At 59.7% G+C, this 22,877-nt stretch carries 20 protein-coding genes; 8 read left to right on the forward strand and 12 right to left on the reverse strand.

The window, feature by feature from the left end:
* Positions 1 to 12 precede the first annotated feature (12 nt).
* Complete coding sequence (locus CVS30_RS04630) at positions 13 to 564, forward strand: RNA polymerase sigma factor (protein ID WP_110484164.1); 552 nt, start codon at positions 13 to 15, stop codon at positions 562 to 564.
* Here the strand turns inward: CVS30_RS04630 and CVS30_RS04635 are convergent.
* Positions 536 to 847: a monooxygenase gene (locus tag CVS30_RS04635; RefSeq protein WP_110484165.1), complete on the reverse strand. Its 312-nt coding sequence runs from the start codon at positions 845 to 847 to the stop codon at positions 536 to 538. The two genes, CVS30_RS04630 and CVS30_RS04635, sit on opposite strands and share 29 nt — an antisense overlap.
* Before the next feature lie 199 nt (positions 848 to 1,046).
* On the opposite strand from CVS30_RS04635, the gene CVS30_RS17905 reads away from it, so the two are divergent.
* Entirely contained in the window at positions 1,047 to 1,214 is a 168-nt protein-coding gene (locus tag CVS30_RS17905) for a hypothetical protein (RefSeq protein ID WP_181419686.1), read from the forward strand.
* Positions 1,215 to 1,227: 13 nt separating this feature from the next.
* On the opposite strand, the gene CVS30_RS04645 is transcribed toward CVS30_RS17905, so the two are convergent.
* The gene (locus CVS30_RS04645) at positions 1,228 to 2,451 is read right to left on the reverse strand and encodes an ROK family protein (protein ID WP_110484167.1); all 1,224 of its coding nucleotides are present in this window, start codon (positions 2,449 to 2,451) and stop codon (positions 1,228 to 1,230) included.
* A gap of 338 nt (positions 2,452 to 2,789) precedes the next feature.
* Here CVS30_RS04645 and xylA point away from each other — a divergent pair, with 338 nt between their 5' ends.
* From xylA to mmsB, 5 genes are all read left to right on the forward strand, one after another.
* Positions 2,790 to 3,980 (forward strand): xylose isomerase, encoded by a 1,191-nt coding sequence (gene xylA, locus CVS30_RS04650; RefSeq protein ID WP_110484168.1) that lies wholly within the window; start codon positions 2,790 to 2,792, stop codon positions 3,978 to 3,980.
* Between the two features lie 4 nt (positions 3,981 to 3,984).
* Positions 3,985 to 5,442 carry a xylulokinase gene (gene xylB / locus CVS30_RS04655; protein ID WP_110484169.1) on the forward strand — a complete coding sequence of 486 codons (1,458 nt, stop codon included), beginning with the start codon at positions 3,985 to 3,987 and terminating at the stop codon, positions 5,440 to 5,442.
* Positions 5,443 to 5,763: 321 nt separating this feature from the next.
* On the forward strand, positions 5,764 to 6,888 hold the full coding sequence (chvE, locus tag CVS30_RS04660; protein WP_110484170.1) for a multiple monosaccharide ABC transporter substrate-binding protein: 1,125 nt from the start codon (positions 5,764 to 5,766) through the stop codon (positions 6,886 to 6,888).
* A gap of 108 nt (positions 6,889 to 6,996) precedes the next feature.
* The gene (mmsA, locus tag CVS30_RS04665; protein WP_370800466.1) at positions 6,997 to 8,514 is read left to right on the forward strand and encodes a multiple monosaccharide ABC transporter ATP-binding protein; all 1,518 of its coding nucleotides are present in this window, start codon (positions 6,997 to 6,999) and stop codon (positions 8,512 to 8,514) included.
* Complete coding sequence (mmsB, locus tag CVS30_RS04670; protein ID WP_110484172.1) at positions 8,514 to 9,701, forward strand: multiple monosaccharide ABC transporter permease; 1,188 nt, start codon at positions 8,514 to 8,516, stop codon at positions 9,699 to 9,701. The genes mmsA and mmsB overlap by 1 nt, the downstream gene beginning before the upstream one ends.
* A gap of 131 nt (positions 9,702 to 9,832) precedes the next feature.
* Here the strand turns inward: mmsB and CVS30_RS04675 are convergent, their stop codons facing one another.
* From CVS30_RS04675 to CVS30_RS04715, 9 genes are all read right to left on the reverse strand, one after another.
* The gene (locus tag CVS30_RS04675; protein ID WP_110484173.1) at positions 9,833 to 10,813 is read right to left on the reverse strand and encodes an arabinan endo-1,5-alpha-L-arabinosidase; all 981 of its coding nucleotides are present in this window, start codon (positions 10,811 to 10,813) and stop codon (positions 9,833 to 9,835) included.
* A gap of 20 nt (positions 10,814 to 10,833) precedes the next feature.
* Positions 10,834 to 12,336 carry an arabinosylfuranosidase ArfA gene (arfA, locus tag CVS30_RS04680; protein ID WP_110484174.1) on the reverse strand — a complete coding sequence of 501 codons (1,503 nt, stop codon included), beginning with the start codon at positions 12,334 to 12,336 and terminating at the stop codon, positions 10,834 to 10,836.
* A gap of 26 nt (positions 12,337 to 12,362) precedes the next feature.
* Positions 12,363 to 13,016 carry a YesL family protein gene (locus tag CVS30_RS04685; protein WP_110484175.1) on the reverse strand — a complete coding sequence of 218 codons (654 nt, stop codon included), beginning with the start codon at positions 13,014 to 13,016 and terminating at the stop codon, positions 12,363 to 12,365.
* Positions 13,017 to 13,018: 2 nt separating this feature from the next.
* The gene (locus tag CVS30_RS04690) at positions 13,019 to 14,362 is read right to left on the reverse strand and encodes an arabinan endo-1,5-alpha-L-arabinosidase (protein ID WP_181419687.1); all 1,344 of its coding nucleotides are present in this window, start codon (positions 14,360 to 14,362) and stop codon (positions 13,019 to 13,021) included.
* Between the two features lie 2 nt (positions 14,363 to 14,364).
* Positions 14,365 to 15,291, reverse strand: coding sequence for a carbohydrate ABC transporter permease (locus CVS30_RS04695; RefSeq protein ID WP_110484177.1), 927 nt, complete (start codon positions 15,289 to 15,291; stop codon positions 14,365 to 14,367).
* A 9-nt stretch (positions 15,292 to 15,300) separates the two neighbouring features.
* Positions 15,301 to 16,200: a carbohydrate ABC transporter permease gene (locus CVS30_RS04700; RefSeq protein WP_110484178.1), complete on the reverse strand. Its 900-nt coding sequence runs from the start codon at positions 16,198 to 16,200 to the stop codon at positions 15,301 to 15,303.
* A 4-nt stretch (positions 16,201 to 16,204) separates the two neighbouring features.
* Entirely contained in the window at positions 16,205 to 17,533 is a 1,329-nt protein-coding gene (locus CVS30_RS04705) for an ABC transporter substrate-binding protein (protein WP_110484179.1), read from the reverse strand.
* A gap of 173 nt (positions 17,534 to 17,706) precedes the next feature.
* Positions 17,707 to 18,720 carry a LacI family DNA-binding transcriptional regulator gene (locus tag CVS30_RS04710; protein ID WP_110484180.1) on the reverse strand — a complete coding sequence of 338 codons (1,014 nt, stop codon included), beginning with the start codon at positions 18,718 to 18,720 and terminating at the stop codon, positions 17,707 to 17,709.
* Positions 18,721 to 18,808: 88 nt separating this feature from the next.
* Positions 18,809 to 19,837 (reverse strand): LacI family DNA-binding transcriptional regulator, encoded by a 1,029-nt coding sequence (locus CVS30_RS04715; RefSeq protein ID WP_245934435.1) that lies wholly within the window; start codon positions 19,835 to 19,837, stop codon positions 18,809 to 18,811.
* A 620-nt stretch (positions 19,838 to 20,457) separates the two neighbouring features.
* On the opposite strand from CVS30_RS04715, the gene CVS30_RS04725 reads away from it, so the two are divergent.
* Positions 20,458 to 21,012: a hypothetical protein gene (locus CVS30_RS04725; protein WP_110484182.1), complete on the forward strand. Its 555-nt coding sequence runs from the start codon at positions 20,458 to 20,460 to the stop codon at positions 21,010 to 21,012.
* A 75-nt stretch (positions 21,013 to 21,087) separates the two neighbouring features.
* On the opposite strand, the gene CVS30_RS04730 is transcribed toward CVS30_RS04725, so the two are convergent.
* Positions 21,088 to 22,875, reverse strand: a complete 1,788-nt coding sequence (locus CVS30_RS04730; RefSeq protein ID WP_146233340.1) for an ABC transporter family substrate-binding protein — start codon at positions 22,873 to 22,875, stop codon at positions 21,088 to 21,090.
* Positions 22,876 to 22,877: the final 2 nt, after the last annotated feature.

The raw sequence follows: 22,877 nt of genomic DNA on the forward strand, positions 1-22,877 counted from the left end.
GGTTGGTGTTCCATGAGCGTCCACGAACCTGCAAACAGCGGCCCGGATGCTCGTTCGTCGTTTGTCACCATGATTTCTGGTCAACCGGACCGGCTTCGTCGGCGAAGCATCTCCCTGGGCGTGCCTCCAGACGACGCTCAGGACGTGGCTCAAATGGCATTGCTGCGGGCCTGGCGCTCCATCGAATCTTTACAGTCCGCAGAGCCAGGACAGATGTGCTCATGGCTGGACAGAATTGCACGAAACACTGCGATCGATCTGGCCCGTCAACAGGCCCGGAGCTCGGTGGTACCGTTCGAGGAAAGCATCGAAGATCCCAAGAACTTCTCTCGAGAAAGTGAAGTCCGGGAGATCCTTGACGGCGCATTACTGGCCATCAAGGATCTCCCGGAAACGCTACGAGTACCCCTGATTCTCAACGTGGCAGATGAGTTGACCGCACCGGAGATCGCCGATCGCCTACAGATATCCGCCGCCGCTGTCAGGCAGCGGATATCCCGGGCCCGCAAACGCCTCATTGAGTGCAGGGACGGTGCTAGTCCCGGCTCAGCGAAGCATTCGTGATCGCGGTGAGCGGCTCGTTGACTTCGTGCTGGTTGATGGCCACGCCTTTGACTCCCAATGATTCCAACCGTGCTGAGTGCAGCTCGATGAAATCATCGGCGGCTGCAGCGTCGGCGAAGAGGTAGACACCACCTGCGGCTTTCTCGCCCGGCTTTTCCGTCCAAACCTTCCAGATGAGGCCGGGCTGCTTGTCGATTTCAGCAGCCAGCGGCGCGAAGGCGGTTGCCATTTCAGCGCCGAAGGGCCCCTCAAAGGGGAAGTCAAAGATGACGAGGTTCAGCATGAGGTTTTCCTTCTTTCCCGAGCCCCACGTTGGGGCTCCTACATAGAAAGACGCTGGAATCAGCAAAGTGTGACATCGCTGAGAAGAATATTTTGCCGAGGTAGATCGTCAACAGGACATGTCCGGTGCCTTGAACCCCGCAAGTTCCTTGGTGCGCAAAGCTCTACCCGCACCGACGGGCCGGGGCTATTGTGTGAATATGAGCAAGAATTCCGATTATGACGACAAAGACTTGATCAACGAGCCCTCCTCCTCCGATCCCTTGGCCGAGGTTTACTCCGAGATGGTTTCCCCGGACATCGAGGAAATCAACGAGCACGCAACTGCGCTGGAAAAAGAAGCCGAGATCGAGCCGGACTCACTGTAAGAGTCGGGAGCTGTTAGCTGGATTTCAGCAGCGATTTCGTGATGCTGGCCGGATCGGCCAAGACGGGGGCGAAGGCGAGTTGCGCCGCGCCAATCATCAGCAGATCCAGGCCCAACTCGGCACGGGCAAAGCGAACATCGCCGCGAGGGCCCATGAGCGCCCGATCCCGCACGCCCGATTCGAGCACCTCCGGGGCCGCTGCGTACAGCAAGCCAAGGAAGCCGCCCAAAATCACGAGCTCGGGGTTAAAGATATTTACCGTTCCCCGCAAGGCCTCAGCAAGGAAGGTCAGCTGCTTATTGACGAGCTCGGCAACCTGCGGCTCGGCACCTTCGGGGCGGGCAAATTGAGCCAACAAGACGTTCTCGAGCTGCTCGCTGTCAGCGGCGTCGAGCCCCAGGACGGCGAGCAGGGCAGACTGCCGCACCTCAGTTTCCAGGCAGCCATAAGCGCCGCAATGGCAGAGCGAGCCTTCGGAGTTCACGAGCGAATGTCCAAACTCGCCGGCGAATCCGCTGACGCCCGGGAACAACTCGTTGTTGATGACAATGCCACCACCAATACCGCTGGCACCACCGTTGAGGTAAATATGCTGACGTGCTCCACGTCCAGCGCCGAAGGTGCTTTCGGCGGAGATGGCGGCGGACGCATCGTTGGACGAGACCACGGGAAGGTCTAACGCATCGCTGAGCATGGCCGAGAAGGGAACATTGTGCCAATCAAGATGCGGGGCCACAACGACTTCACCGCCGGACTCGCGGACCAGACCGGGCACTGCCACTCCTACACCGACTGTGCGGAAGGAGCTGTCCAACTCACCGCGCATGCCCGCCACGACGGCGCCAACAATGTTGACGACTTCCTCGGGCGTGGGAACACGGGCTGTGTCGTAGCGAATACGTTTGAGGACCTGGCCAGAGAGCGATACTAGGCCGATGGTCACGGCATCGACCTCGGGGTTGACGGCGATCGCCACAATGTCGGCACGCGGCACGATGATGGCGCTGGGCCGTCCCGCATGATTCGCGGCGTCGGGCTCCTGCTCATCCACAAGGCCCAGATCCACGAGTTCAGCAACGAGGCCGCCCACGGTTGAACGGTTCAGCCCTGTCATCTTGGTGACTTCTGCACGGGAAACCCGTCCTCGAACGTGGGCCAGGCCCAGCACGATGGCCAGGTTATTGCGCCTCACATCATCGAGGTTGTTTCCCCTTTGTGCCGGACGGCTTTGTTCCATGGATGCCACGTCAATTCACCTCTTTCGCTGCCAATAAGCCTACTGTGCCGCTGGCCATTGTGTTTCTTTCGTTGCTTGACGAAACTAGCGCCACATCTGCCGAGGGGCAGCCAAGCCGGGGTTCGACGTCGTCCATCAAAGAGTGCGACCGTCACGTAATTTGATTACTTTAGCAACTTAATGCTCCCGGGAGGCACATTTCAGAGTATTTCACGACATTCTTGCACCCTAAGCCCCGCCAGAAACTTCCGGACGAGCGCTTGACGTGAGGCGATTCCTGCAATATGTTCTTACTCAGAACTTATTTATTTGTAACGCACATCACCTGGAGGAATCCCATGGCACTGCAGCCAACCCGCGAAGACAAATTCTCATTCGGCCTCTGGACCGTCGGATGGGAAGCACAGGACCAGTTCGGCTCGGCCACGCGCCCCAAGCTTGACACCGTCGAAGCCGTCAACCGCCTCAGCGACCTAGGCGCCTACGGCTTGACGTTCCACGACAACGACCTCTTCCCGTTCGACGCCACGGCCACCGAGCGTCAGCACGAGATTGACCGCCTCAAGGGCGCCCTGGATTCCACCGGCATGATCGTGCCGATGGTCACCACCAACCTCTTCAGCCACCCGGTCTTCAAGGACGGCGGCTTCACCTCCAACGACCGCGGCGTGCGTCGCTTCGCACTGCGCAAGGTCATCGAGAACATCGATCTGGCCGCCGAGCTGGGCGCCGAAACCTTCGTCATGTGGGGCGGCCGTGAAGGCAGCGAATACGATTCCGCCAAGGACATCCGCGGCGCGCTGGAGCGCTACCGCGAAGCCGTGAACCTCTTGGGTGACTACGTGACCGACAAGGGTTACAACATCCGCTTCGCGATCGAGCCCAAGCCGAACGAACCCCGCGGCGACATCCTCCTGCCGACCCTGGGCCATGCGATGGCGTTTATCGACACCCTGGAACGCCCCGAATTGGTGGGCATCAACCCGGAGACGGGCCACGAGCAGATGGCGGGCCTGAACTTCACCCACGGCATCGCCCAGGCGCTCTACCAGGGCAAGCTCTTCCACATCGACCTCAACGGCCAGCGCTCCATCAAGTTCGATCAGGACCTGGTCTTCGGCCACGGCGATCTGCAGAACGCCTTCTCCCTCGTTGACCTGCTGGAAAACGGTGGCCCCAACGGCGGCCCCGCCTACACCGGCCCGCGCCACTTCGACTACAAGCCCTCACGCACCGAGGACATCAACGGCGTGTGGGATTCCGCAGCCGCCAACATGCAGACTTACCTGCTCCTGAAGGAACGCGCCACCGCATTCCGCGCCGATCCCGAGGTCCAGGCCGCGCTGCTCGCTTCCCGCGTGGAAGAGATCAACCAGCCCACCCTGAACCCGGGCGAAGGTTGGGAAGCTCTCCGTGCCGACAAGGCCTCCTACGAGGACTTCGACACCGATGCTTACTTCGGTGGCAAGGGCTTCGGCTTCGTCAAGCTGCAGCAGCTCTTCATCGAGCACCTGCTCGGCGCGCGGTAACTCCATGGCGTTGGTTGCCGGGATCGATTCCTCGACCCAAAGTTGCAAGGTTGTCATTGTCGATTCCGGCACCGGAGCCACCCTCCGCACCGGCCGGGCATCTCACCCGGATGGAACGGAGGTCAGCCCCAGCTTCTGGTGGACTGCCTTGCTAGAAGCACTGCACGACGCCGGAGGGCTGGCTGATGTTTCCTCCCTCGCCATCGCGGGACAACAGCATGGCATGGTGCTGCTGGATAGTGAAGGGCGCGTCGTCCGCGACGCACTCCTCTGGAACGACACCCGATCCGCTGTCTCCGCCGAGGCTCTCATTGCCGAGTTCGGTGCCGCGGCCTTGGTTGAGCGCTCCGGCTCTGTCCCCGTGGCGTCGCTGACCAGCACGAAGGTCCGCTGGGTGCGCGACAACGAGCCCGAGATAGCTGCACGCGTTGCGGCAGTGGCCCTCCCCCACGATTGGCTGTCCTGGCGACTTCGTGGCTACGGCCCTGCCGATGAGAGCCCGCTGGGCCCGGATCTGGACCAGCTCGTCACCGACCGTTCCGATGCCAGCGGCACCGGCTATTGGTCTCCGGCGCGCGAGGCCTACGATCTGGACTTGTTCGAGGCTGCCTTTGGCCGTCCGGCCTGTGAGGCCGGCTCGAGCGAGCTCGATGGAAGCCTGATTGTCCTGCCCAAGGTGGCAGCTCCTGAGGCCAACACCGGAACGGTCCACGCGGACTACGCCAACGGCAGCGAGATCATCGTTGGTGCCGGTGCCGGTGACAACGCCGCTGGCGCGCTCGGTTTAGGCGTGGCCGCAGGCGATGTTGTCATCTCCTTGGGCACCAGCGGCACGGTTTTTGCCGCGGCTCCTGCCGCCGTCAACGATCCTTCGGGAACCGTGGCCGGTTTTGCCGACGCGGCGGGTGCGTATTTGCCCATCGCCGTGACGCTCAATGCGGCACGGATCTTGAGCTCGGTGGCCGAGTTGTTGGCCGTCTCCTTCGATGAATTCGCCCAGCTGGCGCTGGCCGCCGAACCCGGCAGTGCCGGCGTCGTGCTGGTTCCTTATTTTGAGGGTGAGCGTACGCCAAATCTGCCCAACGCGAAGGCAAGCTTCCATGGCCTGAGCATTTCCTCAACGACCCGGGCCAACACGGCTAGGGCCGCGATCGAGGGCATGCTGTGCGGTCTGGCCGATGGCCTGGATGCCGTTGTGGCCTCCGGCGTCACGGCCGAGCGATTACTACTGATTGGCGGTGCGGCTCAGAATCCCGCCGTCCAGGCCGTGGCCGCACAGGTCTTTGGCGTCCCGGTGATTGTTCCAGCACCCGGTGAATACGTGGCACGGGGCGCTGCCGTTCAGGCGGCCTGGGCACTCGACGGCGCCCGTCCCACTTGGGAACTGGAGCTGGATGCCGCACCTGTGAGTGATTTCCACCCGGTCATCCGTGAACAGTACGGCGTGTATTCGGGCGTCTAAACTCTTCAAGCTTTGGCTCAGTGATCCCTGTAGTTCCTTCTCGTTTGAGAAGGAACTACAGGGATTTTTTGTGCCCGCGCAGGGTTCAATGGAAAGCAATATGTCTCGCTATGAACACCACAAGTCGCCTATTGGCCACTCACCAGAGTGGTAGCGCGGCCACAGTTGACGATTTGGATGTGTTGTGGGTTACACTAAACACGAATGTTAGCGCTAACAATGTCGGTTAGTGCCGCTTCCCGTGTTGCGGCTCCACGCCACCAACACGCTGAACCTACTATCCCGTGGCAATGAGGCTCACAGGGCACAAAGGAATTCACCATGAAATTCAAGAGACTAATCGTTGGTGCTCTGGCACTCGGACTGACCCTGGGAGCCACCGGTTGTGGCGGAACCCGCGGAGGCGAAGCGGCAGATAACGCTGGCGCTGACAACAGCGGAGCTTTGATCGGCATCGCAATGCCCACCAAGACCTCCGAGCGCTGGATCAAGGACGGCACCGCCATCCAGGCTTCTTTGGAGAAGCTGGGCTACAAGACCACACTCGAGTACGCCGATGACAAGATCCCGCAGCAGGTTCAGCAGGTCAGCAACATGATCACCAAGGGCGCCAAGGTCTTGATCATTGCCTCCATCGACGGAACTGCTTTGAGCGATCAGCTCGATGATGCCGCTAAGGCTGGCATCAAGGTTATTGCTTATGACCGCCTCATCAATGGCAACGCTAACGTTGACTACTACACCACCTTCGATAACGAAAAGGTCGGCGTTGACCAGGCCACCTCGCTGTTGACCGGCCTGGGCATCTTGGATGCCGCCGGCAAGGAAACCGGCAAGACCGGCCCCTTCAATGTTGAACTGTTTGCCGGTAGCCCCGATGACAACAACGCCACGTTCTTCTACAACGGCGCCATGAAGACGCTCCAGAAGTTCATTGACAACGGCACCGTAGTCGTCAAGAGCGGCCAGACCGGCTTCACCCAGATCGCTACCCTGCGTTGGGATCCGGCCACGGCTCAGAAGCGCATGCAGAACCTGATCGCCAGCACATACTCCGCAGGTGGCGCCAAGGTTGACGGCATCCTCTCCCCCTACGATGGCATCTCCATCGGTATCATCTCCGCTCTGGAATCATCCGGCTACGCCAGCGACACCCTCCCGATCATCACGGGTCAGGATGCAGAAGCAGCCTCAGTGAAGTCCATCATCGCCGGACAGCAGTACTCCACGATCTACAAGGACACCCGCCAGCTGGGCGACCAGGCCGTCACCATGGCCGATGACCTGCTCAACGGCAAGACCCCCGAGGTCAACGACACCACGAGCTACAACAACAAGGTCAAGGTTGTTCCGACCTTCTTGCTGCAGCCCTCCGTCATCACCAAGGACAACTACCAGAAGGAACTCATCGACAGCGGTTACTACACCGCTGCCGACCTGAAGTAGCAGCGCCTTCCAGTTGCGGCGGCGTCTGCCGCCGCAACTGGAACGAATGTCATCCACATCATCACGAACGCGAAATGAAGGTCCATCGTGCCATCAACGATCCTTGACATGCGTGCCATCACCAAGACATTTCCCGGGGTTAAGGCCCTTCAAGATGTTTCGCTCGAGGTCAAACGCGGACAAGTACACGCCATCTGTGGCGAAAACGGTGCCGGTAAATCGACACTCATGAAGGTACTTTCCGGTGTCTACACAGCAGGTACCTTCGACGGTGAAATCTGGTTCGAGGATAAGCTCTGCCAGTTCAAGGACATCAAGTCCTCAGAGGCAGCCGGCATTGTCATTATTCATCAGGAGCTGGCCTTGAGCCCGTTCCTTTCCATCGCCGAGAACATCTTCCTGGGCAACGAATTGGCCAAGAATGGTTTCGTCGATTGGAACAAGACCAACTTAGAGGCCGCCAAGCTTCTGGCCCGCGTGGGCTTGAACGATCATCCCGGCACAAAGGTCTCCGAGCTCGGAGTTGGCAAGCAGCAACTCGTTGAGATCGCCAAGGCCCTCTCAAAGCAAGTCAAGCTCCTCATTCTCGACGAGCCCACGGCCGCGTTGAATGACAACGACTCAGAGAATCTTCTCAATCTGATCAAGCACCTGCAGGGTCAGGGCATCACCTCGATCATGATCAGCCACAAGCTCAATGAGATCAAGGCTGTTGCCGATAAGGTCACGATCATCCGTGACGGCCAGACCATTGAGACGCTGGATATGCATGCCGATGATATCTCCGAGGAGCGCATCATCAAGGGCATGGTGGGGCGCGACTTGAACAGCCGCTACCCCGATCACACGCCCACGATTGGCGAAGAGCTGCTCCGCATTGAAGACTGGACCGTTCACCACCCCGTGGATCAGTCACGTCAAGTGGTCAAGAGTGCGAATCTCAAGGTCAATGCCGGTGAAATTGTTGGCATCGCCGGACTCATGGGCGCAGGCCGTACCGAACTGGCCATGAGCGTCTTTGGCCGAACCTACGGTACGAACATCAGCGGCACGGTCTACAAAAATGGTGTCCCCATTGAGACTAAGACTGTCGCTGCCGCCATCAAGCATGGCATCGCCTACGCCACCGAAGACCGCAAGCACTACGGCCTGAATCTCTTGGACAATATCCGGCGCAATATATCCGGTGCAGCCCTTGAAAAACTAGCCCGTTGGGGCTGGGTAGATAAGAACAGGGAACATGTTGTCGCGGAAGGCTTCCGCAAGAGCATGAACATCAAAGCCCCCGGTGTTGGATCCATCACCGGAAAGCTCTCCGGTGGTAACCAGCAAAAGGTTGTGCTGTCCAAGTGGATGTTCGCCAATCCTGATGTCTTGATCCTGGATGAGCCCACGCGTGGCATTGACGTTGGCGCCAAGTACGAGATCTACAGCATCATCAACCAACTGGCAGACCAAGGCAAAGGCATCATTGTCATTTCCTCTGAACTGCCCGAATTGTTAGGTATCTGCGACAGGATTTACACCCTGGCCGAAGGCCGAATCACGGCCGATGTCCCCAGAGCCCAAGCAACTGCAGAATACCTAATGCGTTTTATGACCCAAGCAAAGGAGCAGGACATCTGATGACTGCCGTAAATTCCGCCCTTCAATACCTCACCGGACAGCTCCGGCAGGTGGGGCTCTTCATCGCCTTGATCGTGATCATCATCTTCTTCCAGATCACCACCAATGGCATCACCCTGGCTCCCATCAACGTCTCGAACCTGATCGTCCAGAACAGCTACATCTTGATCCTGGCCGTGGGTATGGTCATGGTCATTATTGCCGGACACATTGACCTTTCCGTCGGCTCGGTCGTTGCCTTTGTTGGTGCCATGGCCGGTGTCATGATCACCCAGTGGCACATGCCCTGGTGGCTTGCCATCATCGCCTGCCTCGTCCTCGGTGCCTTGGTTGGTGCGTGGCAGGGCTTCTGGATTGCGTATTTCGGCATCCCGTCCTTCATCGTCACACTGGCCGGTATGTTGACCTTCCGTGGTCTGGCTCAGATCGCGTTGCAGAATCAGCAGATCTCACCGTTCCCCGATGAGTTCCGTGCCTTGGGCAGCGGCTTCCTCCCCGACTTGGGTGGCGGAACCTCATTCCTTGAACCGCTCACCATCATTCTCGGTGTCCTTGCGGCTTTGGCCTTTGTCATTGCCGGTATCAAGCAGCGTGCCAACCTGAAGAAGTACAACCTCGCCGACGAGCCCACCGCCTGGTTCATTGCCAAGCTGGTATTCACGAGCGCCTTGATCTTGCTCATTGCTTACCTCTTGGCCAGCTACCGCGGCACCCCGATCGTGCTTCTGGTCATGGGCGTGCTCATGGTGGGCTACTCCGCCATCATGGCCAACTCCATCTGGGGCCGTCACATCTACGCTGTGGGTGGCAACGCCCACGCCGCCGAACTCTCGGGTGTGAACACCAAGCGCGTCACCTTCACCTTGTTCATCAACATGGGTGTTCTGGCCGCCTTGGCTGGCCTGGTCTTCACGGCCCAGCTCAACCTCGCCAACCCGAAGGCCGGTGAAGGCTTCGAGCTCGACGCCATTGCCGCCGTCTTCATCGGTGGCGCGGCTGTCACCGGCGGTGTTGGAACGGTCATCGGCGCCATCATCGGTGGTCTGATCATCGGTATCCTGAACAACGGCATGTCCATCATGGGCGTTGGAACCGAGTTCCAGCAGCTCATCAAGGGACTTGTCCTGCTCGCAGCTGTCGCGTTCGATGTCTTCAACAAGCGTCGAGCCAAGGCAACCCTGAAATAACTTCACGAAGAATAAATAACTGTGTGGCTCCGCTGAAATTGCGAAGCCACACAGTTTTTTATTGCCCGGAATCGGCCAGCTTTCAGCAGCCTGCAGTCCGAGGGCCGTGCTGGGACGGGAACAGTCCGGCCCTACTCATCAGGCACCGGCCAGCCATCTTCCCAACGCAACGGGACCAGACCCAACCGGAATCCGCCGTCGAGGGTTGCCGAGTAGAAGTGGAAGGCCAGGACTCCGTTTGAAAGAGATTGTCCGCCGGGCCCCATCCGGTCCCCGAGACTCTCCATCACGGGTGTTCCCCCGTCTTCGAGCAGCGGTATTCCGTTGGCATCCAGATATGGCCCCGTCACCGACTCCGAGCGACCCACAACAATGTTGTAGGTGGAATCGAGTCCCCGGCAGCAAAAGCCCTTAGACACAAAGAGGTAGTAGCGGTCGTCCTTGGGCAGTATGAACGGCGCCTCGATGGCGTTCGTTGCATCCCCTCGACTGGCTAAGTGGAGTGGCTCAGCGTCGTCGGCCCGAAGCCCGTCGCTCCATTGCAGCTTGATCATCCGAATGCCGGAGTGGAATGAGCCGAAGGACATCCACGGGGTGCCTTCGGCATCCTCGACGATGCCCGGGTCGATCGCGTTGAAGTCGGTTCCCTCGGAGGAAATGACGGGACCGCGGTCCACCCACTTGTAGCCGGGAGCATCGGGATCGAGGCTGGTGTTGGTGGCGAGGGCAATAACGGAACGATTGCTGCCGAACGTGGATGCTGAGTAGTACAGATACCAGGTGCCGTCGTGCTCGTAGACTTCGGGCGCCCAGAGGTTGTCCACGCCGGGAACGGCCTCGGCAAGCCAGGCCGGCTTCTGTGTCCAGACCTGGCCCACCCGCTCCCATGCCGCACCATCAGGCGAGGAGCGAATCTGGATGTTGCCATCATCCTCCGCTCCGTTGCCGGTGGAGTAGACAAACCAAGGCTCACCCTCCGACCCGGCCACGAGTGCCGGGTCGTGGGTGAAAAAGTCGCCGTCCAGGGCTTTCTCGCCCGCAGGACCGGCGCAGCCGGAGAGCCCCAGGAACAACGCCATGGCAACAGCTATGAGTCTATTTCCCGTTTTCATGGGCTCTCCGGGCTTCTGCGCTAGAGGGCCAGTGCCACTGCGGACCAAGACACTGGCGGCAGGACCACGGTGAGGACACCATCGTTCAACACTGCACCTTCCAACACCTTCAGTCCCACTCGTTCTTGGTCCTCCAGCGTGTTCTTGGCGTACGCATCGGCGTCGTGCAGGGTGGCCGCCTCGGTGATGGCCGTGGCGCCGAGACCCGCGGCATCGATGGAGACCTCGATGGACTTCGTGGTGCTGCGGTTGACCAGGAATACCGCGGCGGCGTCCTCGTCCACCGTGGCGACGGCGTCCACGAGCGGGGCGTCGCCGTGGGCAGCGGTGTGATAGCTGTCGACGGTGATGCGTGGGTTCAGGATTTCGCCGCGGGCAAGGCGTGAGGTGACCGAGAACGGGAAGAACGTGGTCTGGCGCCATGCGGCACCGCCGGGTTCGGTCATGATGGGGGCGATGACGTTGACCAGCTGCGCCAGTGAGGCCGAGGCAACCCTGTCGTGGTTCTTGAGCAAGGTGATCAGCAGGTTGCCCAGAACGACGGCGTCAGCCACCGAGTAGACATCCTCCAGCTGGCGCGGGGCCTCGTGCCATTCGTCGTTGACCTCGTCGGACTCGCGGTGCTCGTCCAAGTACCAGATGTTCCACTCGTCAAAGGAGAGCTTGATCTTCTTATCGCTGCGCAGCTTGTTGCCAACGTGATCGGCCGTCGCCACAACTGTCTCGATGAAGTACTGCATGTCCAGCGACGAGGCCAGGTAGGAATCCAGATCGCCGTCGCGTTCCTGGTAGTAGGCGTGGCAAGAAATGTAGTCAACATGCTCGTAGGTGTGCTCGAGGACCGTGCGCTCCCAGTCCCCGAACGTGGGCATGGAGGATCCTGAGGATCCGCACACCACCAGTTCGAGATCCTTATCGGCAGCCTTCATGGCTTGGGCCGTGCGGGCGGCAATCTTTCCATAGTCGTCGGCAGACATGTAACCGGTCTGCCACGGGCCATCCATCTCATTGCCCAAGCACCAGATGCGCACATTGTGCGGCTCTTCCGTACCATTCTTGATGCGCTGATCGCTGAGGGTCGTCCCAGAGGGATGGTTAGTGTATTCGAGCAGGTCTAGGGCGGCCTCGATTCCGCGAGTACCGAGGTTGACGGCGAGCATCAGCTCAGAGTCTGTGAGTTTCAACCACCGTGAAAATTCATCCATGCCCACCTGGTTGGTCTCGATGGCGTGCCAGGCCAGGTCCCGGCGGACGGGGCGATTTTCGCGCGGCCCGACGCTGTCCTCCCAGCGGAAGCCCGAGACAAAGTTACCGCCGGGATAGCGGATGGTGCTGGTGCCGAGTTCCTTGACCAGTTCCACCACGTCGCCGCGGAAACCGTCCTCGTCGGCCGTTGCGTGGGTGGGCTCGTAGATTCCGTCGTAGACGCAACGTCCCAGATGCTCAACAAAGGATCCGAAGATGCGCCGGTTAATGGGTGCCACCACTGAATTGCGATCAATGGCGATAACTGCCTTCGTCACGGTAGTTTCCTCTTTCTTAGGGTGTTTCACGTAGTTGCTTGTTGTAGAAGACGTTGTTGAGAATTAATGGCGGCCAGCCGGTGGTCGATGAGCCAGCCTGCCGCAAAGAGTGGCAGTGAGGCCCCTATCAAAGGGATCAGGACCGTCCATTGGCCCATGACCAGTCCCAGTGCGACCATGGCCAGCAGGAGAGATCCGCTCATAGCCGGCGACGCGAGAGGCAAGGCCAGCGCGTACCGCCAGATTGCGGTGGGCGATTCCTGGCGGCCGGCTGTGATGGCCACCGCGCACAGCAGGACCAGGAAGGTCAGCACGCCAACCGCCAGTAGGAGGGCCGTCATGACAGCGGCGACGGGCCCTGCAAGACCGTCCGAGGACAATGCCGCCGCATCCAGAATCAGCAGCGCTGAAACTGCCCAGAAGGGGGCTCCCACTAGGTTGGCTCGCCTGAATTGGCTCCGGTATTCCTGTATAAAATCCTTCACCACGGCGATGTCGCGGCGCCCGGAGCGCATCCCGGACAGGATGTGCTGGGTAGCCACAGCCGCCGGGAAGAGTCCCAGAACTGCTAGGCCCGCAATGGTTCCGAGGATGAACAGGATGTTCACAAGGATCAGATTTGTCAGTGCCCGGAGCCAACCCATGGCGCGTCCGGCCCAACCGGTTTCATGGTCATACACGGCTAATCCCCCTTGCTGCCAAACCAGGCATGGCCGCCGGCGTCGATTCCGCTGAAGGAAAGCACGGACTTTTGGCCCGAATCGTCCCACGCACCAAACACGACGGCGTCGACGGTTACCGGTTCCCCGGAGCCACCAGCGGTCAGCGCCAGCCGGCACCGAACCACCTCCCCCGCGCTGCCTTCCGGGCCAGAGAGCACCCGGATCAAGACTCTGGAAGATTCAGCGGTTTCCTCTGACTCCGGGGTAAACCGCGCAGCCTGCCACAGCCCCGCAATTGGCTCCTCCGCGGACAAGATCTCCTTGTCCGCGCCCTGAAAAATATGCGGGGAAACCACTGGCCAGCCGCCGTCGGTGAAGAACATGCGGCGCAAATGCGCCGTGTGTTCGACTGTTTGGGCTGCGCCGTGGTCGGCAAAGCGCACGTGGTGGACCATGAAGTATTCCTCGCCACCCACACTCTGCTCCACCAGCACCGAGTTGTGCCCGGGCGCAATCCAAGTGGGACCGCCGTCGAACTTCCAGCTGCCCAGTATCTTGGTTCCCGCCTGCCACGGCTCCAGATCCAGGTCCGTCAATGAGGCACCGAGCGCATCCCGGTATGGGCCCTCCATGGAGTCGGCCACGGCGACCCGGACATTGTAGGAGTCGAAAAGCGAACCGTAGGAGGCAAACAGCACGTACTTCCCCGTTTCCTTCCGGTACAGCACATAGGCACCTTCCACGGAACCTTCGACGGCGACATCCCGGACGGCGATCAGGGAGCCCTTTGCGCCAGCCACCTCCGGCATGCCGTCCGACAGCGACAGCCGCAGGGTATGGATGCCGGCAAAGAAGGAGCCATACGTCAGCCAGGGTTGCCCCTCGGCGTCAAAGGTGACTGCGGCGTCGATGGCGTTTTGGGCATCGACGCCCGCCTCCGTGGCCACGATCAGGCCCTGATGAGCCCAGGGCCCGGCAGGATCTGGCGCGGTGGCCAACCCGATGGCCGAGGTGTTGGAGCCAAAAGTGGATGCCGAGTAGTACATGTGCCAAAGCGATTCACCATCCGCATTCGCGGGCCAGCGCACAACCTCAGGCGCCCACAGCCCCGGAGCCCCGGTCAGTGCTGCGGCCTGCCCGGGGACCCCTGGCAATGCTGTTCCGGTAAATTCCCAGTTGACCAGGTCCGTGGAGTGGCGCATGTGGACCCCGGCGGGTGCCGTCGATTCTGCGGTGCCCGCTCCGGCGTCGGTGCTGAACATATACCAGCTGCCGTCGTCGGCGCGCACGACTGTTGGGTCGTGGGCGTTGCGTGCGCCCCATGTGGTGACATCGGCGGCGTCGTAATCTAGTTCAGCGGACACGCTCATCCCTTTGCTCCGGTCAGCGCGACGGATTCAATGATCTGGCGCTGGAAGATGACGAAGATAATGAGCACCGGCAGGAGGGCGATGAACGATGCCGCCATGATCAGTGGATAGTCTGTCTGCGTGGCGTAGGTGGCGTTGAAGCTGGCGATCACCAGCTGCAGTGTCTGGTTTTCCGGGGAGTTCAGGTAAATGATCGGGGCCAGATAGTCGTTCCATACGCCCATGAACCACAGGATGAACTGCGCCGCAATGGCCGGCTTGATGACCGGAAGGATGAGTTTCGCGAAGATCTGAAGGAACGATGCGCCGTCGATCTTGGCCGCCTCAATGATGGAATCCGGAATCGAATCCAGGTACTGCTTGAGGAAGAAGATCATGACGATATTGCCGAACAGGCCCGGGATGATCAGCGGCAATAGCGTGTCGACCCAGCCGATCGTGGCAAACATCATGAACTGCGGAATCATCATGCTCGGGAACGGCACCATCATCCCGGCCAGAAGCACCAGGAACAGAACGTTCTTTGCCGGCAGGCGCATCTTGGCGAAAGCAAAGGCTGCCAAGGAGGACGCCACGGTGCCCACTACCGTCACTGATCCGGCGACGATGAGGCTGTTCTTGATACCGCTCCACAGGGGGCCAGCGGACCAGACCCTGAGGTAGTTTTCCCACACCGCTGGTGCAGGAATCCACTGCGGCGGCAAAGCAAAGACTGCCTCGTGAGTCTTCAGAGACGTAGAGAATGTCCAGACCAGCGGCGCCAGCATGATGATGGCGCCCAGTGAGAGCAACACCGTCACGATGATGTTGCCGATACGGTACTGCTTGTCCTGGGCGTTACGCCGACGGGCAGGCAGTTTGGGCAGCGGCGTGTGGGGCACCGATGGCGCAGGGGACGCGGTGGTTGTCGATGAATGGCTCATGTCGCCTCCTCAGTCGATCGAAAACTGGTTGCGGCGGTTGAGCCGGAATTGGATGGCGGTCACGGCAAAGACAATCAGACCCAGCACTAGTGACATGGACGTTGCGTATCCCATTTGCAGGTAGTTGAAGGCCTTTTGCCAGATGTACCAAACGATGGATGCGGAGGCGAACTCGGGCCCGCCGCCGGGAGTCATGATGTTGATCTCGATGAAGATCTGCGAGCCGCCGATGATCGAGGTGACCACCAGGAAGAACGTGACGGGGCGCAGCATGGGCAACGTGACGTTGCGGAATTGCTGCAGGACCCCCGCCCCGTCCAATGAGGCGGCCTCGTAGAGGTGCCGGGGCACGGATTGCAGTGCTGCCAGGTACAACAACATGGAGTAGCCCATGCCCTTCCACACGCTCATGATGATGATGGCCGGCTTGACGGTCGCCGTGTTGGCCAGCCAGTTGGGCCCGTCGATGCCAATCATGGCCAGGGCCTGGTTAATGAGGCCGAAGTCCCCGTTGAACGCCCACTGCCACAGGATGGCCACGGCCGCGATCGAGGAAATGACGGGCACGTAGTAAACCGTGCGGAAGAACGTGGTGCCGCGCATCTTACGGTTCAGCGCCAGAGCCAACAGCAGGGACAGCGACAGGCCAATGGGAATGCCAATCATCAGGAACAAGGTATTCCACATGGCCTGCCAGAAATACGGGTCAACCATCATCGCTTGGAAGTTGGCAAGCCCGGTGAACACAGGTGCGGAGATGCCATTCCACTCGGTGAATGAGGCATACACCGAGAACAGCAATGGAAAGATGGTGAACACCGCGAACCCTATGACGGGCAGTGCCACGAAGATCAGCGCAACGCGCTGCTCCTTGCGGTGCAGGGTGGATCTGCGAGTGATGGTTGACATGTGTTTAGCCGATCCCCGCTGCCTGGTTGGCCTGGTCCAGATACTTCTGCATCTTCGGCTGGGCTTCCTTCAGATATTGAGCAGCCGTCTTCTTGCCGTCCAGAACGGGCTGGATGTTCTTGAAGAGCTCGTCGTACCATTCCGCACTGTAGGTGCTGTTGGCAGGCAGGCCGCGGCCATAGTCCTTGACGATGTCTAGGAATTCCTGCTTGTTGGCAGGCTTGGTGGTGGAATCCTTGACCCACTGGTCTGACATGTCGATCAGATTAGGGATTTGCACACCGGCGTCAACGAGAGACTGCTGAGCCGTCTCGTTAGCGCTGAGGAACTTGGCAAGTTCCACTGCCTTTTCCGGGGCCTTGCTAGAGTTGGAGACCGCGATACCGAGAGTGCCGGTCCAGGTGGCGCTCTTGCCTGTTGAACCGGCCGGGTAGGGAATCAGGTCCCATTCGAAGGGGAGCTTTTCATAGGTGGAGACGTCCCACGGGCCGACAGGGAAAAATCCAATCTGTCCCTGCATCCAGCGCTGGTAGGTGTCCAGAGTCTGAGCCTCGCCGACGGAGGGAGTCACCTTTGCCACGTTCTGCAAATCAGCGAACCACTGCAGCGACTCGGCGAATTCCGGGGTGTCCACGGTGACCTTGCTACGGTCCTGGTTAAGCCAGTCGGCCCCATTTGACCAGACGAAGGGCTGCAGGTTCCACTGGACATTGAGCCCTGTCCCCCACTGATCCAGCTTGCCGTCAGCGTTGGTATCCTTGGTCAGCTTCTTAGCAACGTCGACGAACTCGTCGAAGGTGTAGGGAGTGTCGGCACTCGGAAGAGGGATGCCAGCCTCGTCAAACATGGTCTTGTTGTAGCCGAAGGAGAAGGGGCCAACATCTTTGGGAAGTGCATAGATGTCACCTTGGCCCATGAGTTTGCCATCGAAACGGTAACTGTCCACGCCATACTGCCAAATGTTGTCCAGGTCGATGCTGTCCGAGCCTTCAACGAACTCGCTGATGTTCTTGACGACACCGGTTTTTACGTAGGCCTGGACGCTGCCCGGATCAACGTAGAAGACATCCGGAACCTTCTTGCCGGCGATCGCGGCCTTCAACTTGGTGGAGTAGTCATCGGGGGTCGTAACGATCATATTGACCTTGACGTCATTTGCTTTTTCAAACTCACCGATGGCCTTGGTGTAGGCGGCCTTCTCATCCGCGCCACCGCGGAACATGAAGGTCAGCGTCTCGCCGCCGGCCCCTGTCGCTGCCGGGCCGCAACCACTGAGAAGCAATCCCGCCGCGGCAACCGCTGCCACAATGCCTGTCTTGAACCGTGACTTCATTATCACGCAGTCCTTTCGATTGGTGGAGCTAAAATCCTATTTACAACGTTGTAAATGTAAACTTGCCACAAGACGAATAGTGACGTCAAGTGGTTTGAGTCACTTTTTCCAACGTTGTAAATTTGTGACGCAACATGACGGGATCCATCAGCCGGGTCGGTGGTGACGCGAAACTACAGCGTCGATTCCCGTTCCCGCAGCGTGAAGTCCACCAGGTATTCAACGGGTGCCGGTTTTTTCGGGGCCGTCTGGCCATTGATGCGTTCCATCAAGACCCGGACCGCAGTCTCTGCAATTTCTGCCCGTCCCGGGTCAACCGTGGACAGCGCAGGCAGGGAGTACTGCGTCTCATCGAGATCATCGAACCCGATCACAGACACGTCGTCGGGAATCTTGAAGTGCGCCTCCTGAAGAACCCGCATGGCACCAAGGGCAAGGGTGTCATTCAACCCAAAGACGGCGTCAAACTCAACCCCGCGTTCTATCATGTTCCGCATGGCCATCAGCCCGTCATGGCGGTGCCATAGGCCCACGTAGCCAATCAGTTCGTCATCATAGGGCAGCCCTGCCGCCGCCAGGGCTTCTTTGTACCCTTGCAGCCGGAGCGCTGCGGAGCCGACGACTTCACCCTCATGAGCACCGATGACAGCTATCCGCTTCCGACCACGCGCAATCAAGAGTTCCGTTGCCGCCCTTGCTGCGTCAATGTTCTTCATGGTCACGTGATCAACAGGCCCGCCGAAGATGCGTTCACCCAGCACTACCAGCGGATAGGAAACGTCCAGGTGGGAGGCGTCGTCGCTCCCCATGCCGAGGGGGCTGAAGATCAAACCGTCGGTCAGCTGCAGTCGAGGGCTGGAGAGGAGATCGATTTCTCGCTTCCGATCCGCTCCGGTCTGCTCAATGAGGACCACCATGCCGTGACGTTCGGCTGCCTTGATGACGGCATCGGCAAGTTCGGCAAAGTAGCTCAAACTCAACTCTGGGACCGCCAGCCCAATAACACCTGTCCGCCCTGACCGCAGTCCGCGGGCAGACATGTTCGGCTGGTACTTGAGCTGGTCGATAGCTCCCTGAACCCTGGTTCGCGTCGTTGCCCGGACATGGGTGTAGTTGTTAACTACGTTCGACACCGTCTTGACCGAAACCCCGGCCAGGTTGGCTACATCCTGCAGCGTTGCAGCCATCGTCCACTCCCCTTGTTATTACTTTTATCTAGCTGCGACCTTACCTTCTGGACGTCGCCTTCAGTGCCAATGGCAACCTCTATGTTTGCTACTGTATCGGGGCGCACGGCGCCGTGGATGCACGGACGATGAGCCGTGGCTCCACGACTGCCGTCTGGGCAGTCGTTGCCGATTCAAGCTGACTCAACATGACCTCAAGACAGCGGCGGCCCAACTCCTCAAATCCTTGGCGGACCGTCGTCAGAGGCGGAACAAGGTAGGCACCTTCCGGAAGATCATCGACCCCGACGAGCGAGATATCTTCAGGAACGCAGATCCCTTTCTCGGTGAAGGCCCGCAGCAAGCCCACGGCCATTTGATCGTTGGCGGCAAAGACTGCGGTAATGGTTGGATCTTCCGCCAGTTTCAGCCCAGCTTGATAACCAGAGGCCGCCGTCCAATCCCCCGTGAGCAGCGGCCCCGCGGCCAGCCCCGCATGGGCGAGGGTCCGGCGCCAGCCTGACACGCGCTCCGCCGCATCGATCCAACCGTCGGGTCCGGCCACGTGAGCGATCGTGGTGTGCCCAAGGTCCACGAGATGCTGCACAGCCTCGCAAGCGCCTTTCTCCTGATCCACCATGACTCCACTGAGGCTTCCATCCGCGGCGGTGCCAATGACAACTATGGGTACCCCGAGGTTCAACTCTTTGAGCATGGCGGGAATATCGGCATGCGGCACCTGCACCACAATCCCCTCCACGCCCTGATCGAGGAACCGCTGGAGGGCATCGGCAATTTCCTGGTGGGCAAACCCGCGGATTCCGGCAATACTGACAAAATATCCGGCCTCGCGGGCGGCTTCTTGCACGGCCAGCAAGATATTGGCAGGACCATATTCATTCAGACCATTGGCCAAAAGCCCGATGGTCTGAGTCTTCCGAGTCACCAACGCTCGGGCCGCCGTGTTGCGTCGATAGCCTAACTCAACGATGGCTCGCTGAACCTTTTCCTTGGTTTTCGGGCTAACACTGGGGCTTCCGTTGAGAACTCGGGAAACCGTTTGATGGGAAACGCCTGCCCTCAGAGCCACATCCTCCATGACAGGGGCGCGCTGTTGCTCGGTTAGCGTTGGAAGCATGCCTTAAACCCTATAGTGATGGCTCACAAGCCAGACCCACGACACCACTTCGAAAACAAGAATCGAGCGGCTAGAGTCGATTGCATGACCGAAGTCATCACGTATCGACCCCACTCTGCGCTGAGGTGGTCCGCTCGAATACTTGGCGTGCTACTGATAGTCGTGGGCACGTGGAGTTCGGTCGAAGTGGCGGGAACGTGCGATGTCACTGCGTCCCGCCCTGCCTCCTCAGGTTGTGGCGGCTTCGGGCTCATTGCCTATATGGGACTGCTGGCCGTGGGCGTACTCGTCTATGGTGGGTCGTTCCGGCGGTTGAGCAACCATCAGCTCAGGAGTCCGCTTATGGATGCACTAATTTCTCTGCCGCCTGCCACTTTCCTGCTATCAACGTGGACCGCCGCGAGCTCCTTATCAAGGTGGAGCCAAAATCTCCCACTGGCCTTCACATTAATGGGGCTCATTGCCTTAGCTGGCACCGTGGGGCTGTCGCTATTGCTCCACAGGTATCCCGTGGACAAAACAGTGATGAATACGGTGCCCGTGGACCGATAAGTCTCCTCGGCGACAGACACGCCCAGTGGACAGGGTGGCGAGGAATTATCTGGCATTCTTGAAGGACCATGCAAACAGTCTCAAACACCTCCAAGCCCAGATCCATCCACTCCACCCCCACCCGGATCTTGGCGATCGTTGCATGGATCTTCTGTGGCGCGCTCTCCTTGAATTTAGTACTGACCGGCACCGCCGGATCGATCTGGCAGTTCCTGCCCTGGCTGCTGTTCATCGCTTGGGGAATCTTTGCCTTGCTCTGGCGTCCGTGCCTGTTGATCCACCGCGACGGCATCACCATCCGCAACATCGCCCGTGATCACGATGTCCCCTTCAGCCAGCTGATCGCCCTGCGTGTCATTCAAAACGTCAGCTTCGACACCACCGCCGGACGAATCCCCAGCTGGGGTGCTCCCGGGGCGGGAAAATTGGGTCCCAAGATTTCCGCTGGCACCGGCGCTATCCCACAGACTCAGGCCGCCGTTCAGGCGGCGTGGGATGCCTGGGAAAACCAGTCCGAATCCCCCACTGGGCCAGAGCGCAAGGTGAGAAGCGGCTGGAATGTGCCGTCCGGCGTCGTTGGAGTCTTGTTGCTGGTGCTCTGCCTCGCAAGCCTGCTGAGCTAGCTCGCCAGCTCAAGAGCAAGAAAAAGGCTCGGCCCGCTCATGACGAGCGGGTCGAGCCTTTTTAGATGGAGCTAATTAGGACTTGTAGCCCACGGTGGTCCAGTCGATGTCCTGGAACTGAGCGGAACCGTAGTTCACGAGACCCTTCTTGACACCATAGGTGATCGGGGTGGGGGTCAACGGGATCAACGGAGCGTAAGCCATGACAGCCTTATCGATATCGTTAGCCAGCTTGATGCGCTTCTCGGGATCGAGTTCCGCGTTGGCTTCGGCCCACATGGCGCCGAGCTTCTCATCGGTGATGCCGGTGTAGTTCTGCTCAGAATCAACCGGGTAGAACAGGGATTCCTTGGAGGAGATCGGGAAGGGCGTACCAACCCAGGAGAAACCGGTCACTTCGAAGTTGAGTTTGTTCACGTAGTCGGAGAAGTATTTGTCCGACGGAACGGAATTGGCGGTGACGGCAACGCCGACGACCTTCAAGTTAGCCTGGACGAGCTTGAAGATCTGCTCGGAAACCGGGTTGTTGGCAGGCAAGGTGTAAGCGATCGACAAAGCCTTGCCGTCCTTTGCGCGCGCGCCGTCGGCGCCAGCCTTGTAGCCAGCCTCATCGAGCAGGGCCTTAGCCTTCTCAACGTCGTAGCCGATGGCCTCGGTTGCGTGATCTTCGTAGCCCTTCTGGCCGGGCATGAAAACGACACTGTTCTGGTTAGTGACGGGAGCACCGATGGGTGCGAGCCGGCTTTCGCTGATGGTGTCGCGGTCGATCGCGTGGCCAATGGCCTGGCGAACCTTGACATCAGCCAAGACACCCTTGGATGCGTTGATCGTCAGGTGGCTCCAGGTAACACCGGCGGACTGCTGCATTTCGCCGTCTTCGCGCTTCTTGGCGGTGTCGTAGTTGTCCTTGTTGGTACCAACGATGAGGGCATCGATTTCCTTGTTAGCGTAGGCCTGAGCCAGCGCATCACGTGAGACAACCTTCATGATGACCTTGTCCAGCTTGGGAGCCTGACCCCACCACTTCGGGTTCGGGACCAGGGTAACGACCTGAGCAGTGGTGTCAACCTTGTCGACGATGTACGGGCCGTTGGACGGCATCGGCTTGGATGCGAAGCCCTCGTTGAAGGTCTTGGGATCGGAGGCAACCGAGGCAGCGACAACCGTGCCCTTGTTGCCCAAGATGGAGGGCCAGTCAGCGTTCTTGTTCTTGAACGTGATGGTGAAGTCCTGGTCGGAGTCGCCACGGGTTACGGATTCAATGTCCTTGTAGACGTTGTCGGCCGCGTTCTGGAATTCCGGGTTTGTGCCGTTGCTGGACTTGATGGTGGCGTCGAAGTCCTTGTAGGACATCGGCGTGCCGTCCTGCCATACTGCCTTCGGGTTCAGCTTAATTCCGATGACCTGAGGATCATCGCTGACAACCTTTACCTCTGTCGCGTAATCGGGGTTAGCTTCCCAGGAGCCGTCCGCGGTGATACGTACGGGTCCACCGCTGGTGGGATCGATGATCTGTGCGCCGGCTTCGAGAGCACCGTCGGCCTGCAGAAGGTTCCAGTTGTCGGGCAACTGGTCGACGGCGAGGGTCAACGTGCCGCCCTGCTTCACTTCATCGAACTTGGCTACTTCCCAGTCGGTGGTGGGCAGAGACGCAGTTGCGTCGGCACCCTTCCCGCTATCTACGGTTTCTTTAGCTCCGCCGCCGCCACCGGCGCTGCAGCCTGTGACGGTGAGAGTCAGAGCCAAGGCTCCCGCCCCCAAAATCTTGTTGATGCGCTTCATTGTTTCCTCCCATTGAGTGACGGCCGTCTGGTCATTGATCTTGTCCTGACCGGCCATTGATGCTGGTAAGTCGTCTGCCAAAA

It is taken from the genome of Arthrobacter psychrolactophilus (genome assembly GCF_003219795.1).
Lineage (GTDB): Bacteria > Actinomycetota > Actinomycetes > Actinomycetales > Micrococcaceae > Specibacter > Specibacter psychrolactophilus.

Excerpts from the sequence above, each read along its gene's own strand:
- CVS30_RS04630 (WP_110484164.1), top strand. The coding sequence starts at position 13 with ATGAGCGTCCACGAACCTGCAAACAGCGGCCCGGATGCTCGTTCGTCG.
- CVS30_RS04635 (WP_110484165.1), bottom strand. The coding sequence starts at position 847 with ATGCTGAACCTCGTCATCTTTGACTTCCCCTTTGAGGGGCCCTTCGGC.
- CVS30_RS17905 (WP_181419686.1), top strand. The coding sequence starts at position 1,047 with ATGAGCAAGAATTCCGATTATGACGACAAAGACTTGATCAACGAGCCC.
- CVS30_RS04645 (WP_110484167.1), bottom strand. The coding sequence starts at position 2,451 with ATGGAACAAAGCCGTCCGGCACAAAGGGGAAACAACCTCGATGATGTG.
- xylA (WP_110484168.1), top strand. The coding sequence starts at position 2,790 with ATGGCACTGCAGCCAACCCGCGAAGACAAATTCTCATTCGGCCTCTGG.
- xylB (WP_110484169.1), top strand. The coding sequence starts at position 3,985 with ATGGCGTTGGTTGCCGGGATCGATTCCTCGACCCAAAGTTGCAAGGTT.
- chvE (WP_110484170.1), top strand. The coding sequence starts at position 5,764 with ATGAAATTCAAGAGACTAATCGTTGGTGCTCTGGCACTCGGACTGACC.
- mmsA (WP_370800466.1), top strand. The coding sequence starts at position 6,997 with ATGCGTGCCATCACCAAGACATTTCCCGGGGTTAAGGCCCTTCAAGAT.
- mmsB (WP_110484172.1), top strand. The coding sequence starts at position 8,514 with ATGACTGCCGTAAATTCCGCCCTTCAATACCTCACCGGACAGCTCCGG.
- CVS30_RS04675 (WP_110484173.1), bottom strand. The coding sequence starts at position 10,813 with ATGAAAACGGGAAATAGACTCATAGCTGTTGCCATGGCGTTGTTCCTG.
- CVS30_RS04695 (WP_110484177.1), bottom strand. The coding sequence starts at position 15,291 with ATGAGCCATTCATCGACAACCACCGCGTCCCCTGCGCCATCGGTGCCC.
- CVS30_RS04700 (WP_110484178.1), bottom strand. The coding sequence starts at position 16,200 with ATGTCAACCATCACTCGCAGATCCACCCTGCACCGCAAGGAGCAGCGC.
- CVS30_RS04705 (WP_110484179.1), bottom strand. The coding sequence starts at position 17,533 with ATGAAGTCACGGTTCAAGACAGGCATTGTGGCAGCGGTTGCCGCGGCG.
- CVS30_RS04710 (WP_110484180.1), bottom strand. The coding sequence starts at position 18,720 with ATGGCTGCAACGCTGCAGGATGTAGCCAACCTGGCCGGGGTTTCGGTC.
- CVS30_RS04715 (WP_245934435.1), bottom strand. The coding sequence starts at position 19,837 with ATGCTTCCAACGCTAACCGAGCAACAGCGCGCCCCTGTCATGGAGGAT.
- CVS30_RS04725 (WP_110484182.1), top strand. The coding sequence starts at position 20,458 with ATGCAAACAGTCTCAAACACCTCCAAGCCCAGATCCATCCACTCCACC.